The organism is Arthrobacter sp. B1805 (assembly GCF_002929745.1).
Taxonomy (GTDB): Bacteria; Actinomycetota; Actinomycetes; order Actinomycetales; family Micrococcaceae; genus Arthrobacter_D.
This window is the reverse complement of the sequence record NZ_PJIQ01000001.1, coordinates 129,973-144,992: the sequence shown is the minus strand read 5'-3', so window position 1 is coordinate 144,992 and position 15,020 is coordinate 129,973. Positions and strand designations below refer to the sequence as shown.

Below are 15,020 nucleotides of genomic sequence, written 5' to 3'. Positions count from 1 at the left end.
AGGTCAGGCCGTGGCGAAGTAGACCCACACGCCGATGACCCAGGTGGTTCCGGCGAGGCAGGCGAGACCGAGTTCGGCGAGGATCCCGAGCCCCGTCGCCTTCAGTGCGTGGAGACTCGACGTCAGGGCGGCGCGGGCGTTCCGTTGCCGGGCGAATTCGCTCGCAAAGAGACCGAGCGCGAAGCCCACGAACAGGCCGACGACGGGAATCACGAACATGCCGACAACCCCGGCGAGAACACCGACGGTCACCGACCGCCCGGGGATCCGGCGTTGCTTGAGCGTCCGGCCGGTGAGGACGATCCCGGCAGCGAGACCGGCTCCGGCCAGCACCGTCCCGATCGCGAAGACCACCCACCCCTCGGTCGTCGCCACCGTCAGCGCCCACGTGAGCAGGGACACGATGATCAGGATGCTCCCCGGCAGCACAGGGACCACGACACCAGCGATACCGACGGCGATGAGCGCACCGCACACGACCGTCATGAAGACCTGTAGATCCATGACCCCAGTCTTGCACCCGGATCGCGACCCGAAGCAATGGAACGAGCCCGACGCGCTGCTCCGTGGAATACTGGAGTGAATACTAAGCCAACTTAGCGAGCCTGCGGGCCCTGAGATCAGGAGGACCAGTGAGTACACCAGGAACAGGGAACACGGACGGCGAGCGCAAGGGTGCATCCGCTGACGGACCACGGCACGCCGACAACCCGGACAATCCCACCGAGGTGATGGACACCGGCCGTTCCGGGGCAGGCGCGAGCAGCACCGGCCGCGGCTCGAACGGACATCAGGTGAGCGGCTCCACCCGCGCGGACGGCACGGATGGAGGCGACTACGTGCCCGGTGCGTATTCGGCGGACGACGACACGAGCGGTGACTACGTGCCGGGGATGTACTCCGGAGGCTCGGGGACTAGTGATCCGACCCCCACACGTGAACATACCCAGCCGGCAGCTTCCCGCGACATGCCGACGACCGGCCGGCACGAGCCGGAGACACAGGCACACACGAAGGTGGTCCCGGTGACGGCGACGAAGCACTCGGACTCCCGGTCCGACGACGAGCGGGGCCGCGAACACCGACTGCCCCGCGCTGCTGCCGCCGGAGGTGCAGGGGCGGGCGTCGGATCGGGCGTTCCCAGCCTCGAGGACCGCAAGGTGCTCCACCAACGCGAGAAGGAGCACTTCGGTGGCATGAAGTTCGGCTCGGCGTTCTTCGGGTGGCTCACCGCCACCGGGATGTTCGTGTTGCTGTCCGCCCTCGTCGGGGCACTGGCCGCGGCGTTCGGCTTCGGAGCAAACCTGTCCAGCTCGGACGTGACGAGCGGTTCGGGCGAAGCGCAGGCCACCGGAATAACGGCCGCGGTCGTCCTCGGCGTCATCCTCCTGGTCTCCTACTTCGCCGGTGGGTACGTCGCCGGCCGGATGGCGCGTTTCAGCGGCGTCAAGCAGGGCGTCGCCGTGTGGCTGTGGGCGATCATCGTCGCTGTCGTGCTGGCGATCGTCGGTTTCATCCTCGGCAACCAGGCCAACATCACGGAGCGGTTCCAGGGTCTCGGTGTTCCCTCCTCGCAGGAGCTCACCGGGCCCGGGCTCCTCGGACTCCTCGTGGTGGCCGCCGTCGCGCTGATCGGTGCGGTCCTGGGTGGGCTCGTGGGCATGCGATACCACCGGAGGATCGACCGGACGGACTTCGACGCGCTCGAGGACGCCGAGTAGGAGCTGCGGACACGCGCCGCATCACCACCTGAACAACGGAACAGCCCCGGACTCGCAGGAGTCCGGGGCTGTTCCGTTGTTCAGGTGGCCACGAGGATCAGGGCGAGGGCATTCCGCCGTTGACGTTCAGGGTTTCGCCGAGCACGTAGCTTGCCTCGGACGACGCCAGGAAGACGTACGCCGGGGCGAGTTCGGTCGGCTGACCCGCACGACCCAGCGGCGTGTCCTTGCCGAATTCGGGCAGTGCCTCCTTGGGCTGGCCTCCCGAGGGCTGCAGCGGCGTCCAGATGGGACCCGGCGCCACCGCGTTGACGCGGATTCCCTTCGCCGCGAGCTGCTGCGCCAGCCCTTTGGTGAAGTTGTTGATCGCCGCCTTGGTGCTCGCGTAGTCGATCAGGGTCGGCGACGGCTCGTATGCCTGGATCGAGGTGCTGTTGATGATCGCGGAGCCGGGCTGGAGGTGCTTGAGCGCTTCCCTCGTCACACGGAAGAAAGAATAGATGTTCGTCTTGTAGGTGTGGTCCAGTTGCTCGTCGCTCAGTTCCTCGAGCGATTCGACCGCCACCTGTTTGGCCGCATTGTTGACGAGGATGTCGAGGCCGCCGAGCCCGTCCACTGCCTGCTGCACCAGTGAGGTGCAATATGCGGGATCCTTCAGGTCACCCGGAATACAGACGGCGGTGCGTCCCTCGGCTTCGATGAGTCCCTTGACGACCTGCGCATCCTCCTCCTCCTCGGGGAGGTAGGAGAGCGCGACGTCCGCACCCTCCCGGGCGTAGGCGATGGCAACTGCTGCGCCGATCCCCGAATCGGCGCCGGTGATGAGGGCCTTGCGGCCCGTCAGCCGGCCCGTCCCGCGGTAGGAGGTCTCGCCGCGGTCGGCCTTGAGTTCCATGTCGGCTTCGAGCCCGGGTTCTCCCTGCTGGTCTGCCGGAGGCGTGATGCTCTCGAACCTCGTGACGGGGTTCTGGAAGGTGTACTGATCGGTCGATCCTGCTGTGCTCTCGGAGGTCATAGGTGTTCTCCCTGTACAGAGTGCGTGTCCCGCGCCGCGTCGGGCGCATATGGGCTGTCGACTGGGCCGTTAAAGCTAAGCCTACTTATTACCCTAGGGCCCACTAATATCTCTCGCAACAGGCGTGTGACCGCCTCGGGCTAGAAGACGACGGAGAAGAAACCTGCACCGACACTGAGGACCAGGGCGGCGACGAGGAGCCAGACGATCGGGGTGCGGAGCTTTCGCATGTGGTCCATAGTGGCCCCAGTCTAGCTTCCACCGCTCGCCTGTGCCCGGACGGACGCCTCCCGCTGCGCACGTGCCAGGCGCTTCAATCCGTCCGCCGGCCGGACGGGCTCGGGCCACCGCGGTTGCAGCTCGTCCCCGAGGGTGATCCTCCTCAGGCGGCGCCCGAACATCGGCACCACCCACTCGCCCAGCCAGGTTGTCTCGCGGCGGAGTCCCGCCACCAATCCGGCGTATCCCTCACGCTCGGGCAGGCGCGGCGTCAGGGAATGGTCGACTCCGAGGATCCGCAGCACGTGCGCGGCGAGGTTGCGGTGCCCTGCGGGTGACATGTGCAGGCGGTCCGCATCCCAGAGGCCTGGATCCGAGTACTCGTCGAAGCACCAGTAGTCCACGAGTACAGCGTCGTAGGTGCGGGCGATGCGCCGGACGTGGTCGTTGTACAGCCAGTTGCGCCGCTTCATGGGCTCGAACACCGGGCTCAACGGGATGTCGAACCCCGTGAAGAGAAGCGGCCGGGCCCCTGCCCGGGCGATGCGGGCCACCATGGCCTCATACTCCCGCATGAGCGCGCTCATGTCGGTACGGAGTTCGAGGATGTCGTTGCCTCCGGCATAGAGACTCACCAGCGTGGGCTTCAACGCCAGTGCCCGCTCCACCTGCTCGTCGCGAATCTGGTGCAGGCGCTTGCTGCGGATCGCGAGGTTGGCGTACTCCCACCTCGGGTCCTGCCGGCCCAGTTGCTTGGCAACCCGGTCCGCCCAGCCCCGCACGCCGTTCGGGAAGCTCTTGTTCCAGTCGCCGACGCCTTCGGTGAAGGAGTCTCCGATCGCAACATACCGGCCAGCCATTCGACCAACGCTAGCCGTCGAGGATGAATTGCGGGGCAACAGTGGGACCAACCCCCGATGAACTCTCGCTGCGCGGCGTACCACCCGAGTGGCATCCGCCGGTCAGCGCACCACGCGGTAGCGGAGATACACGACGCCCGAGCTGAACGTGCGGGTTTCCACCTGCTCGAGATCGATCTGCCGCTGATGTCCGGAGAGATGCTGAGGTCCGGGGAAATACGGGATGCCTCCGCCGACGAGCACCGGGTAGACCCGGACCCGGTACTCGTCGATCACACCCGCTGCGGCGGCCTCGGCGGCAAGGGTCGCCCCGCCGATCGCGATGTCACCGGCTTCGGACTCCGCTTTCAATCGACGGACCTCGTCGGCCAGACTGCCGGAGGCCAGACCGTAATTCCCCTGCACCACCGCCAGGGTCCTGGAGAACACCAGCTTCGGGAGCCGGTTCCAGATGTCCGCGAACTCGAGCTCCTTGTCGTCGAGCGAGGAGTCCTGATCGGCGGTCTCCCAATACAGCATCGTCTCGTAGAGGTTGCGTCCGAGCAGGTGGACGCCGAGCCCCCGTACTTCGTCGATCGAGGCCTGGAACACCTCTTCGTCCGGGACGGACCAGTCGAAGCCGCCGTCCGGCCCTACGATGTAGCCGTCGAGCGACATACTCATCGAATAGATCACCGTGCGCGCCACAGGACCTCCTTGGTCATAGCTTCGTCGGCCATAGCTTCGTCGGCGCCGACACCCGGCGGGGTCGAGGACGCTGCCCGCAGACTACCTTCGGGCTCCTTCAGGAACCAGACCTGGAGTGCGCAACGCGGCCGCGGAAATAAAAGCCCGCATTGCGCGGCTGAAGCTCGCATGGAGCAACGCATCGGAGTCACTGGGTCGACCGGCACCGTGGGTGGCAGGGTTGCCCGGATCCTCGCCGCCGAGGGAGTGCCACTCGTCCTGCCGGCCCGCTCGCCGGATCGGGTGCAGCACCTTCCCGGGTCGGTGGTCCGCCGGTGTGCCTACGACGATGCCGACGCGGCCCGTGAAGCCCTTGCCGGCGTCGGTACCCTCTTCATGGTGTCCGCCGGCGAGGAGCAGAACCGCGTCGCCACCCATCGCACTTTCATCGATGCCGCCCGCGCTGCCGGGGTGCGGCATATCGTCTACACGTCGTTCCTCGGTGCCGCTCCGGACGCCGCGTTCCTCCTGGCGCGGGACCATTGGTACACCGAGGAGCACATCCGCGCTTCCGGATTGGACTACACCTTCCTGCGGGACAACCTCTACCTCGATTTCGTGCCGGCCCTTGCCGAGGACGGCGCGATCCGCGGCCCTGCCGGACGCGGGCGGCTGTCCGCCGTCGCACAGGCCGACGTCGCCCGCTCCGCAGCAGCCGTATTGCGCGCTCCGCAGGCGCACGTCGGGACGACCTACGACCTGACGGGGCCCGAGGCCTTCACCCTTGCCGAGGCTGCGGCGACCATCACGCGGCTGACGGCGGCCACGGTCCGCTTCGAGGACCAGACGCACGAGGAAGCGCTGGCGAGCCGCGCACACCACGGCGCGCCCCTCTGGCAGGTCGAGGCCTGGGTCAGCACCTACACGGCAATCGCGCGCGGCGAGCTCGCGGAGGTGTCGCCGGCCGTCGAGCACCTCACGGGCCGGCCGCCGCTCGCACTCCACGACCTCCTCTCGGCGAAGGGCTAGCGGCAGCATGCGCAGAGACGTCGTCCCGGAGCCGGCGAACAGCCGGGCCTTCTACTCGTTCCTCACGTCCGTCGTCGTGCCGCGTCCCATCGCCTGGATATCGTCGACGTCCGCGCAGGGAGTGGACAACCTCGCACCCCATTCGTTCTTCACGATCGCGTCCGTCGATCCGCCGATCGTCCAGTTCACCTCCGTGGGCCGCAAGGATTCAGTACGCAACATCGAGGCCACCCGGGAGTTCGTCGTCGGCTTCACCCCCGAACACCTCTTCGAAGCCGTCAATGCCACCGGCACGAACTTCCCGCCGTTTGTCAGCGAATTCGACGCCGTCGGCCTCACCCGCGAGCCCAGCGCGAGGGTGAGGCCACCGCGCGTCCTCGAGTCACCCGTCGCACTCGAGTGCAGGCTGCACCTCATCCAGGACATGGGGAACTGCACGCTCGTCTTCGGCGAAGTGCTGCACGCCGTGGTGTCCGAGGAGGTGCTCGACGGCGCACTGCCGGCCATCGACGCACTCCAGCCCCTCTCGAGGCTCGGCAAGAACGAGTGGGGCACTGCTGGAACGGTCCGCGAGATCTCGCGCATCCCCGTCGAGAAATGGCCCGGGCACTATGGCGGGGCCGCCTCCATTCCCTGACCCGGCTGTCGCTGCTGCTACAGAGCGGCGCCGGGCGTCCGGAGGATGTGTGCCAGGATCGGCTGCGTGGCCCGGAGGCCCAGCAGCACGAGCGCGACACCGCCCGCCAGGCAGCCGATGATCACGGCCACGGACAGAGGCGCGAAGATCAGTGCCATCCCGGCAAGCGGGAGTACGACGACGACGGCAGTGAGCGCGCTACCCACCGACACGACGATCAGCGGGAACATCACGGCCCGGGTCCGGGCGGCGTTCATCGTCCCGACCGGCATGCCGAGGCGGTCAAGGCTCACGTAGAGATCCCGTCGGTCGAGCAGCAGCGAGGACTGGTTGACGCCGACCGAGCAGGCGACCATCAGGAACGAGGCCACGATCGTGATCAGCAGTCCGGTGCGGACGTCGTCGCCCAGGAACCGCTCGCTGCCCTCCATGGGGCCGCTCGCATTCATCAACGCTGCCCCGGTGCCGCCGAAGACGGCGATGAAGCACGTCATGGCCACACCGCTGACCTGCCGCCAGGCCCTCTTCGGGGAGTCCAGGATCTGACGCGCGGCGAGGAGCCGCTCGGGTGTCTGCGCCGCCCGCAGCTGCCGACGGGCCAGGACCCCGATCAGCCACGGTCCCACCAGGTTGAGGACGGCCAGGGCCCCGGCGAACCCGGTGACGAGCACGACGACGACCACGGCGAAATCCCTGATGCCGTCGAGGTTGCTCATCGCTGCTACCACCGCGCCGATCACCGCGACCGCGCCGACCGCTCGCAGCCAGTGCAGCTTCGGGGGCTGCTGGCGGGTGCGCACGCCGAGCGGGGAGATGACGATCTTCCGCAGCCCGAGCATCGCACTGAGCGCCGCGAGGATGACGACGCCGGTCGCCACCAGCACAATGGGCCCCGGTCCCATCCAGACGGAGCGTCCCAGGGCTTCGCCGCGGAAGGGGATGAGCTGCACCAGGGGCACCAGCAGCAGGTGCCCGATGACTCCGGCGAGGGCGCCGACGGCGGCGAGCAACGCCGATTCGGCGACGGTCATGACGGCGACGGTCGAGGCCGGCGCTCCGAGGAGGCGCAGGGTCGCGAGCCGCTCGTCCCGCCGTCGTGCCGACAGACGCGCAGCGGAACCGCCGAGCGTCATCAGTGGAACCACGAGCAGGGCCGTCGCGATGGCGGCGAGGGCCAGGTACAGCTCACCCGTGTCGTCCTTCCACTGGAAGAAGGACAGGCCACCGGCGACGACGGTCAGCAGGAGCGCGGTGACGAGCGCAAAGGCCGTCACCGGGAGGGCCGCGGCCGAGAGCCCGTTCGCGGAGGGCCGGGCGAGCAGCCAGGTGAGCCGGAGCGGAACCATCAGTGGAACGCGCGGCGCGGACGCCTTGGCTGCGGTAGCCGGGAGGGTGACGGTGTCGGTATGCGCGCTCATGCCGCTACTTCAGCTCGGAGGGAATCGCTGACGATGCGGCCATCGCGCAGACGAACCGTGCGTGCGCAGCGCCGGGCCACGTCGTCGTCGTGCGTGACGACCACGAGTGTCTTCCCCGTCCCGGTGGTCGAGTGCAGGAGGATGTCCATGACCTCCGCAGATGTGCCCGAGTCGAGGGCACCTGTCGGCTCGTCCGCGAAGATCACGCTGGCGCCGGTCACCTGTGCGCGGGCGATCGCGACGCGCTGGGCCTGGCCGCCGGACAACTGGCCCACGCGCCGGTCCTCCATGCCGGCGAGCCCGAGCGCGGCGAGCCACTGTGCCGCCGAGTGTTCGGCGCTCGCACGATCGACACCCAGGAGCATGAGGGCGACGGCCACGTTCTCGAGGGCGGTCAGTTCCGGGATGAGCAGACCCTGTTGGAACACGAAACCGAAGGTCGAACGCCGGAGGGCGGACCGGTCGCGGTCGGACAGGCGGGCGACGTCGGTGGTGCCGCCGTCCCGCTGGAGGAGGACCTGCCCGGCGTCCGGCGTGATGATCCCGGCGAGGCAGTGGAGGAGTGTGGTCTTCCCGCCACCCGAGGGGCCCATGACGGCAACGGATTCGCCGGCACGGATGTCGAGGCTGAGGTCGGCGAGCGCACGGGTCGCGTCGTAGTTCTTCGTCAGACCGCGCGCGCTGAAGACGGCGGTGCCGGTGGTCGCAGGGCGGGGCGGCAGGGGGGTGCCGGAGGGGTTCGTTGTCATGCTTCCATGCTTCCGGTGGTGCCCCCACCGGCGCGTCCGGCTGCGGGCTGAACCTCCCGGAAGGCACTCATACCGTGGTGGTACAAGATAGTAAGTCAGCTGTCTTTTTTCGCCGCCGGGCCGTTACGGTGGAACCATGTTCTTTCTCTTCGGCCTGACCACGCGCGAGAACCTGCGGTTCACGCGCTCCGCCACCTGCCGCTACTGCGGTATGCATGCCCCGCAGCAGGTGATCGAGCGCAAGACCAAGCTCTCGGTGTTCTTCATCCCACTGCTCACCCTCAAGAAGACACGCCTGCAGGTCTGTACCAATTGCGGCGGCACCTCGAGGATCAGCGGCTCGGAAGAGCGCGCGCTCGCTCGCTGATCGAGGCTAGGCGTTCCACAACCCGTAGGAATCAGCGAGTGAGGAGATCTTCTGCGCTCGCGCCAGGCGGGGAAGATAGGAGCCATCGCCTACCACCGCTCCCGCTGCGTGCTCACGCAGGAGCTCGGCCGCCCAGTTGATCTCCGACTCGCTCGGCGAGAGGCCCCTGTTGATGGTGTCGGTCGCGTCGGGCAGCAGGCACAGCTTGCCCGTCATCCCCATCGATGCCGTGACCTTGCACGCCTCGAGCAGCTCCTCGCCCAGGGCTCCGACCGTCGGTCCGTCGATCGGACCGGGGAGTTGCCCGACGCGCGAGGCCACGACGAGCTTGGATCGCGCATAGGCGAGCGCCATGGGGTCATCCGAGGCGCCGGTGTCCCGACGGAAGTCTCCGACGCCGAAGGCCAGACGGAAGGTGCCGGGCGCACTCGCGATCGCCGTCGCGTTCTCGATGCCGAGGGCGGATTCGATGAGCGCGAGGACCGGGGTGCCCGCCTGGAGCCGCATTGCCGTGTGGGTGACCTGCTCGGGCTTCTCCGTCATGGCGAGCATGACACCGCGTAGACCCGGCGCCCTGGAGAGGGCTGCGAGGTCGTCGGCCCAGTAGTCGGTCTCGATCCCGTTGACACGCACCCACGCCGTCATGCCGGTGGACAGGGCCTCCACCACGCGATCCCGAGCCTCGGCCTTGCCCGCTGCCGGGACGGCGTCCTCCATGTCGAACACCACGGAATCCGCCTCGGACGTGAGAGCGGGGATGAAGTTGTCCTCGGAAGCAGCGGACGCCAGCAGCCAGGATCGGGAGAGCTTGGCGGGAAGCGCAGCGGCGCGGCTGTTTCTGAGGGAGGTGGCCATGCTCAAACACTACTGAGGACTACCGGGCATTATCCACCGGAGACGTGCGGCGCCTCGTGAACACTACGACCAAAAGGGGCGGGAACCCCTGACCTCGCGGGAACGTCGCCCTTGTCCCTGCAGGCAGCGATGACGGGTTGACGCCAGTCGTCCTCGGAGATCGGTCGGTCAGCCCGTCGCACTGTCCCGTCGGGTGGTTGTCACGGCATGCATCGAGGCCGTGAAGTGCTCCACGGCTGAAGTCCAGTCCTGCAGGAGGGCCAGCACGTTGAGGCCTTGTGCCCTTCGGCTATCCAACGAGCCTGCCTAATCCGCGGCACTCGGTGGTGCAGGGGCCGGAGGGGCCCCCGCAGTCAGGATGTACGTCTGCAGATCATCCCGGGTCTGTTGCATATGGTCATCCATCGCTTGGCGCGCCGTGCCCGGAGTCCCGCTGGTGAGGGCGGCGAGGATCTTCCGGTGCTCGGCGATGGCATGCACCTGGATCTGCGGCACTCTGGAGGTCTGCGTGCGCCGGGCCTCGAGGATCCGATGCAGGGGCTCGAACATCACCGCTACGAACACGTTGCCCGATGCCTGAAGGATCCGCTCGTGGAAACGAAGGTCCGCGGCGACGAAGCCGGGTACGTCCTGGAGCTCGTGCGCGGCCTGCATGGCTTCGATGTCCTCAGCCAGTCCAGCCAGAGCCTCGTCGGAAAGCTTCCCGGCGGCGAGCTCGCACGCCCCCGTCTCCATCATGCGCCGGAGCTCGATCAGTTGCAGTGAGGTGGCCGCGTCGTCCTGGCCCTCGGACACCGCACGGAGGACCGCATCCATCGACGCCCATCGTCCAAGGGGGTTCACGAACGTTCCCCTGCCGCGCTCGACCCTCAGGATGCGCTGAGCTGCAAGCGTTCTGATGGCCTCCCGGATCGTCAGGCGGCTCACATCGTGCTGGGCGCTGAGCTCGTTCTCCCCGGGGACGAGCGCTTCCGCAGGCAATTCCCCGACGACGATGCGCTGAAGCAAGGCATCTGCCACTTCGTCGGACAAGGACCTGCGCGCCATACCCTCACTCCAGCTGTTCCAGACCTCTACGCGACACGGGTTGCGCCACTGCATGTGTTCTGCAACACTAACACGCACAGACATCAGACGTCTGATTTATCACACGACGGAGTGGACAGTGTTTCTCGAATCAGAGCTTCTTTCTTCTTTTCCGCCCGACACCCCTGTGTCCGCAGCAGCGGTGCGGAAGGCGATCGACGCGGGCGGTACCAAGTCCGGAGTCCTCGTCGTTCTTGATGACGACCCGACAGGCACGCAGTCGGTTGCCGATCTTCCCGTCCTGACGACGTGGACGGTGGAGGACTTCGCATGGGCGTTCGCCATGGACGGACCTGCCGTCTATGTCCTCACCAACACCCGCAGCCTCGATCCCCAGGAAGCCTTCGAGCGTAACCGGCAGGTGGTCCGCAATGCCCGGATCGCCGCAGGTGAGAGCCGAGCGGTGACCTTCGTCAGTCGGAGCGATTCGACTCTTCGAGGTCATTTCCCCTTGGAACCCGACGCCATCGCAGGGACCCTCGCGAACGATTTCGACGAACAGATCGACGGCGTCGTCATTGTCCCCGCGTTCCCCGAGGCCGGCCGCATCACCATCGGCGGCGTGCACTACATGCGCCAGGACCACGGCACGGTAGTGCCGGTCAGCGAGACGGAGTTCGCACAGGATGCGACGTTCGGCTTCGCCCATTCAGAGCTGGCCCGGTACGTCGAGGAGAAATCCGGTGGCCGCATCCCGGCAGCGTCGGTCATCGGCATCGACCTGTCCGTGTTGCGCCAGCCCGACGATCAGCGTACGGCCGATGCTGTCGCAGCCGTCCTGGACCGCGCACACAACGGTTCCATCATCGTCGCGGACTGCGTGAGCGAGAACGACCTGCGCAGGCTCGCTCTGGGCTTGGAGGCCGCTGAAGCCGGAGGCAAGCGGTTCATCTACCGTGTGGGACCGCCGTTCGTCAGGGGCCGCATCGGCCAGGAGATGCGAGCGCCCCTTTCCGCGGACGACGTCTTCGGCGCCCTCGAACCACGGGACCGGGGAGGCCTGATCGTCGTCGGCTCCCACGTCGGTCTCACGAGTCGTCAATTGGCCGAACTCACTCGCCAGCACCCCGCGGCGACTGTCATCGAGATCGATGTCCAGATCCTGCTCGACGGCGGACGCGGCGCCTATCTCGACCAGGCAGTGAGTGACGTGACCGAGGCGCTCAAGGCGGGCGACGTCGTCCTCCACACCAGCCGACAGCTGGTTCGTGCCGATGACGCGGCATCCAGCCTTCGTATCGCGCGAAGCGTATCCGATGCCCTCGTCGAGGTCGTCAACCGCACCCTGAAAACCTATGCGCCGCGCTTCGTCATCGCCAAGGGAGGCATCACCTCCTCCGACGTCGCCACCCATGGCCTCGAGGTACGCCGCGCCCTTGTCCGCGGTCCCATGCTGCCGGGGATCGTGTCGCTCTGGGAACCCGTGCAGGGGCCGGCGCAGGGCATCCCCTATGTGGTCTTCGCCGGCAATGTCGGGGATGACTCCTCCCTCGCGGCTGTCACCCGAACACTGAGCAGCCGTTTCGAGACGACCGCCCCCACCCGCATCGCACGTGAAGGAACACGATGAACTCCACAGCTGCCAGCAGTGCACCCACCACCTCCCCGTCCGGTCCAGGTTCGTACACCGCCGCCGTGCTCGGGCTCGGGGCGATGGGTCTGCCCATGGCAACGCGCCTCGCCTCCCGCCTTACGGTGCACGGCTTCGACATCGCTCCCGAACGATCGATGCTCGCGAGTGAATCCGGCATCACCACGTTCGACACTGCGAATTCGGCCGTGGAAGGCGTCGACGCCGTTCTGCTCGCAGTCCGCAACGCCGAACAGCTCAGCGAGGTTCTTTTCGGCGCGAATGGGATCGCTCCGACGCTGAAGCGGGGCGCCGTGGTGATCATGACCAGTACGGTCGGAGTCGACGCCGTCGTCGAGGTTGCCGGTCGCCTTGCCGAACTCGGCGTCGACCTCGTCGATGCACCGCTGTCAGGCGGTCCGCTCCGCGCCGGTCAAGGTGACCTCCTCATCGTCGTGGGCGCGGTACCGTCGGCCCGGGAGACAGCAGCCCCCGTCCTGGACCTGCTGGCCTCGACCCTCACCGTGGTCGGCGACAAGCCGGGCGACGGGCAGGCACTGAAGACCGTCAACCAACTGCTCTGCGGCGTCCACATTGCCGCCGCCGCCGAGGCGCTGGCACTCGCGCAGTCACTGGGGCTGAATCCGGAGAAGACACTCGAGGCCCTTCAGGCCGGTGCAGCGGCGTCCTTCATGCTTGGAAACCGCGGCCCCCGCATCCTGCAGGCCTGGGACCCAGAGGGTGCTGAAGTGCTGAGTCGACTGGACATCTTCGTCAAGGATCTCGGCATCGTGACCTCGGCCGCCCGAGCCGTTGCACTGCCGACCCCCGTCGCCGCCGCCGCCGAACAGCTCTTCCTGCAGGGTCAGGCGCAAGGACACGGAGCCCGCGACGACTCCGCAGTCATCACAGTCGTCGCACCCCGGAAGCCCGACTCGCACGCCTGACCCGCTTCCTCCACCGCCACCCGTATCCTCGGTCTGTCCGTCGCTGACGGGCTCCGCTCGTGGACGGTCCTGACCACCATCCTCGGCATCACGGGTTTCGCGATCACGGCCCTGGCATGGGCTGCCACCTCCGCCGTGGGGCTGTAGGACCAACCAGCCAGTCTTGTCCTTCGATAACCGTGGTAGCCGGCGACATGCACTGCAGGCACTCGAACAGAAAACCAAGCCTGACGTCGGCCGCCGCCGGATGAACGTCGAACCAGTGATTGCCACTCATCCACGTCGGATGAGTGGCGATCACTCGTTGAGCTGTAACCCTTCGTGCTCCTCCCCAGGGAGCATCCCGGGTCCGAAGTCCTTGACCGCCCCTGAAGGGAGGCCTAGCATTCGTATACGATTTCGTACTCAATAGCCGCGACGGCATCCTGTAGGGCTATCGCCTGTACGTACGCCGAAAGACAAAGGGGTTTTTCATGGCATTAGCATCAGACCGTCCGGACGCGGGCACCGCGGGCCGGATGAGCGCCGCCGACCGCAAGGTCCTTGCGGGAACAATGGTCGGAACCACGATCGAGTGGTACGACTTCTTCATCTTCGCGCAGGCCGCCGGGATCGTCTTCGCGAGCCTGTACCTCGGCCCGCTGAACGAGAACAACCCTACCCTCGCCCAGCTCGCCTCCTGGGCGACGATCGGCGTCAGCTTCTTCTTCCGGCCGCTCGGCGCCGTGATCGCGGGGCGCTTGGGTGACCGGATCGGGCGCAAGGCGATGCTTGTCTTCACCCTCGTGATGATGGGCTCCGCGACCGCACTGATCGGACTGCTGCCCACGTACGCGCAGATCGGGGTTTGGGCCCCGATCATGCTGATCCTCCTACGCATCCTCCAGGGTTTCTCCGCCGGCGGCGAGTGGGGTGGAGCGGCCCTCATGGCCGTGGAACACGCGCCGGTGGCCAAGCGCGGCTTCTGGGGCGCCTATCCGCAGATCGGCGTACCCGTAGGCATGATCCTGGCGACCCTCGTGCTGTTCCTGCTCCGCAGCTCGATGTCTGCCGAAGCCTTCCTCGCCTGGGGCTGGCGCATCCCGTTCCTGCTCTCGGTGGTGCTCATCGTCGTCGGCTACTTCATCCGAGCAGCCGTGGCGGAGAGTCCCGTGTTCAAGCGGATGATCGAGCGCAAGCGTGACACCGCGACTCCCCTGCGGAGCCTGCTGAGAACGAACAAGAAGCAGGTCGTCCTGGCAGCCGCCATCTTCATCGGCAACAATGCCGCGGGGTACCTCGTCATAGCCTTCCTGTCCTCCTACGCGCAGAGGGCGCTCGGGATGCCCGCCGCACCCGTCCTGCTCGCGACACTGCTGGCTTCCTTCGGGTGGCTCATCTTCACCCTGTACGGAGGGATCCTGTCGGACCGGATCGGCCGGGTCCGGACGTTCCAGCTCGGGTACGGGCTCATCTTCGTCTGGATGATCCCGATGTTCATGATGATCGACACCCGCAATGTCTGGGCCTACGGCATCGCCATCTTCGTCCTGACCATCGGGCTCGGGCTCTCCTACGGGCCCATGTCCGCGATGTACGCGGAGATGTTCCCCGCGAACGTCCGCTACTCGGGGATCGGGATCGGGTACGCCCTGGGTGCCATCCTCGGAGGGGCGTTCGCGCCACTCATCGCCGAGGCCCTGCTCAGCAGCACCGGCTGGTCCGGCTCCATCGGGCTGTACATCATGGGGCTGTGCGTCATCTCCTTCATCGGGGTCACCCTGGTCAAGGAGACGAAGGGAACGCCGTTGGAGGCCGAGAACCACGACCCGGGCGTCACCGTCGGTCGGGCACCCCGCTCCTGACCGAGCAGCTCCTCCCCCGGCGGAGGCAGCCCGGCCA

The 15,020-nt window shown here is 67.3% G+C and carries 15 protein-coding genes; 7 read left to right on the top strand and 8 right to left on the bottom strand.

Annotated elements, in window-relative coordinates:
* Window positions 1-3 precede the first annotated feature (3 nt).
* Window positions 4-504, bottom strand: coding sequence for a DUF456 domain-containing protein (locus CXQ96_RS00750; RefSeq protein WP_104116129.1), 501 nt, complete (start codon window positions 502-504; stop codon window positions 4-6).
* A gap of 128 nt (window positions 505-632) precedes the next feature.
* On the opposite strand from CXQ96_RS00750, the gene CXQ96_RS18745 reads away from it, so the two are divergent.
* The gene (locus CXQ96_RS18745) at window positions 633-1,721 is read left to right on the top strand and encodes a YrzE family protein (RefSeq protein WP_258058704.1); all 1,089 of its coding nucleotides are present in this window, start codon (window positions 633-635) and stop codon (window positions 1,719-1,721) included.
* 97 nt (window positions 1,722-1,818) lie between these two features.
* Here the strand turns inward: CXQ96_RS18745 and CXQ96_RS00740 are convergent, their stop codons facing one another.
* From CXQ96_RS00740 to CXQ96_RS00730, 3 genes are all read right to left on the bottom strand, one after another.
* The gene (locus tag CXQ96_RS00740) at window positions 1,819-2,736 is read right to left on the bottom strand and encodes an SDR family oxidoreductase (protein ID WP_104116128.1); all 918 of its coding nucleotides are present in this window, start codon (window positions 2,734-2,736) and stop codon (window positions 1,819-1,821) included.
* A 251-nt stretch (window positions 2,737-2,987) separates the two neighbouring features.
* Complete coding sequence (locus CXQ96_RS00735; protein WP_104116127.1) at window positions 2,988-3,815, bottom strand: SGNH/GDSL hydrolase family protein; 828 nt, start codon at window positions 3,813-3,815, stop codon at window positions 2,988-2,990.
* A gap of 102 nt (window positions 3,816-3,917) precedes the next feature.
* Complete coding sequence (locus CXQ96_RS00730; RefSeq protein ID WP_258058703.1) at window positions 3,918-4,502, bottom strand: dihydrofolate reductase family protein; 585 nt, start codon at window positions 4,500-4,502, stop codon at window positions 3,918-3,920.
* 168 nt (window positions 4,503-4,670) lie between these two features.
* Between CXQ96_RS00730 and CXQ96_RS00725 the strand changes: the two genes are divergently transcribed.
* On the top strand, window positions 4,671-5,510 hold the full coding sequence (locus tag CXQ96_RS00725) for an SDR family oxidoreductase (protein WP_104116126.1): 840 nt from the start codon (window positions 4,671-4,673) through the stop codon (window positions 5,508-5,510).
* A gap of 7 nt (window positions 5,511-5,517) precedes the next feature.
* Entirely contained in the window at window positions 5,518-6,147 is a 630-nt protein-coding gene (locus CXQ96_RS00720) for a flavin reductase family protein (RefSeq protein WP_104116125.1), read from the top strand.
* A 17-nt stretch (window positions 6,148-6,164) separates the two neighbouring features.
* Here CXQ96_RS00720 and CXQ96_RS00715 read toward each other — a convergent pair whose 3' ends face one another.
* Window positions 6,165-7,565: an FtsX-like permease family protein gene (locus CXQ96_RS00715; RefSeq protein ID WP_258058702.1), complete on the bottom strand. Its 1,401-nt coding sequence runs from the start codon at window positions 7,563-7,565 to the stop codon at window positions 6,165-6,167.
* The gene (locus tag CXQ96_RS00710) at window positions 7,562-8,314 is read right to left on the bottom strand and encodes an ABC transporter ATP-binding protein (RefSeq protein WP_104116124.1); all 753 of its coding nucleotides are present in this window, start codon (window positions 8,312-8,314) and stop codon (window positions 7,562-7,564) included. Before CXQ96_RS00710 ends, CXQ96_RS00715 begins: the two co-directional genes overlap by 4 nt.
* 136 nt (window positions 8,315-8,450) lie before the next feature.
* Between CXQ96_RS00710 and CXQ96_RS00705 the strand changes: the two genes are divergently transcribed.
* Window positions 8,451-8,681: a zinc-ribbon domain-containing protein gene (locus CXQ96_RS00705; RefSeq protein ID WP_104116123.1), complete on the top strand. Its 231-nt coding sequence runs from the start codon at window positions 8,451-8,453 to the stop codon at window positions 8,679-8,681.
* A 6-nt stretch (window positions 8,682-8,687) separates the two neighbouring features.
* Here the strand turns inward: CXQ96_RS00705 and CXQ96_RS00700 are convergent, their stop codons facing one another.
* Together CXQ96_RS00700 and CXQ96_RS00695 are read right to left on the bottom strand one after the other, a co-directional pair.
* Complete coding sequence (locus tag CXQ96_RS00700; protein ID WP_104116122.1) at window positions 8,688-9,536, bottom strand: CoA ester lyase; 849 nt, start codon at window positions 9,534-9,536, stop codon at window positions 8,688-8,690.
* A 306-nt stretch (window positions 9,537-9,842) separates the two neighbouring features.
* Window positions 9,843-10,583, bottom strand: a complete 741-nt coding sequence (locus CXQ96_RS00695; protein ID WP_104116121.1) for a FadR/GntR family transcriptional regulator — start codon at window positions 10,581-10,583, stop codon at window positions 9,843-9,845.
* A gap of 118 nt (window positions 10,584-10,701) precedes the next feature.
* Here CXQ96_RS00695 and CXQ96_RS00690 point away from each other — a divergent pair, with 118 nt between their 5' ends.
* From CXQ96_RS00690 to CXQ96_RS00680, 3 genes are all read left to right on the top strand, one after another.
* A complete protein-coding gene (locus tag CXQ96_RS00690) occupies window positions 10,702-12,192 on the top strand; it encodes a four-carbon acid sugar kinase family protein (RefSeq protein WP_104116120.1) in 1,491 nt (496 codons plus the stop codon).
* Entirely contained in the window at window positions 12,189-13,139 is a 951-nt protein-coding gene (locus tag CXQ96_RS00685; protein ID WP_104116119.1) for an NAD(P)-dependent oxidoreductase, read from the top strand. Before CXQ96_RS00690 ends, CXQ96_RS00685 begins: the two co-directional genes overlap by 4 nt.
* A gap of 473 nt (window positions 13,140-13,612) precedes the next feature.
* A complete protein-coding gene (locus tag CXQ96_RS00680) occupies window positions 13,613-14,983 on the top strand; it encodes an MFS transporter (protein ID WP_104116118.1) in 1,371 nt (456 codons plus the stop codon).
* Window positions 14,984-15,020: the final 37 nt, after the last annotated feature.

What these genes read in the sequence shown, in the direction of transcription:
- CXQ96_RS00725 (WP_104116126.1), top strand. Translation starts at nt 4,671, where the DNA reads ATGGAGCAACGCATCGGAGTCACTGGGTCGACCGGCACCGTGGGTGGC.
- CXQ96_RS00700 (WP_104116122.1), bottom strand. Translation starts at nt 9,536, where the DNA reads ATGGCCACCTCCCTCAGAAACAGCCGCGCCGCTGCGCTTCCCGCCAAG.
- CXQ96_RS00735 (WP_104116127.1), bottom strand. Translation starts at nt 3,815, where the DNA reads ATGGCTGGCCGGTATGTTGCGATCGGAGACTCCTTCACCGAAGGCGTC.
- CXQ96_RS00705 (WP_104116123.1), top strand. Translation starts at nt 8,451, where the DNA reads ATGTTCTTTCTCTTCGGCCTGACCACGCGCGAGAACCTGCGGTTCACG.
- CXQ96_RS00750 (WP_104116129.1), bottom strand. Translation starts at nt 504, where the DNA reads ATGGATCTACAGGTCTTCATGACGGTCGTGTGCGGTGCGCTCATCGCC.
- CXQ96_RS00710 (WP_104116124.1), bottom strand. Translation starts at nt 8,314, where the DNA reads ATGACAACGAACCCCTCCGGCACCCCCCTGCCGCCCCGCCCTGCGACC.
- CXQ96_RS00715 (WP_258058702.1), bottom strand. Translation starts at nt 7,565, where the DNA reads ATGAGCGCGCATACCGACACCGTCACCCTCCCGGCTACCGCAGCCAAG.
- CXQ96_RS00695 (WP_104116121.1), bottom strand. Translation starts at nt 10,583, where the DNA reads ATGGCGCGCAGGTCCTTGTCCGACGAAGTGGCAGATGCCTTGCTTCAG.
- CXQ96_RS00740 (WP_104116128.1), bottom strand. Translation starts at nt 2,736, where the DNA reads ATGACCTCCGAGAGCACAGCAGGATCGACCGATCAGTACACCTTCCAG.
- CXQ96_RS00720 (WP_104116125.1), top strand. Translation starts at nt 5,518, where the DNA reads ATGCGCAGAGACGTCGTCCCGGAGCCGGCGAACAGCCGGGCCTTCTAC.
- CXQ96_RS00680 (WP_104116118.1), top strand. Translation starts at nt 13,613, where the DNA reads ATGGCATTAGCATCAGACCGTCCGGACGCGGGCACCGCGGGCCGGATG.
- CXQ96_RS00685 (WP_104116119.1), top strand. Translation starts at nt 12,189, where the DNA reads ATGAACTCCACAGCTGCCAGCAGTGCACCCACCACCTCCCCGTCCGGT.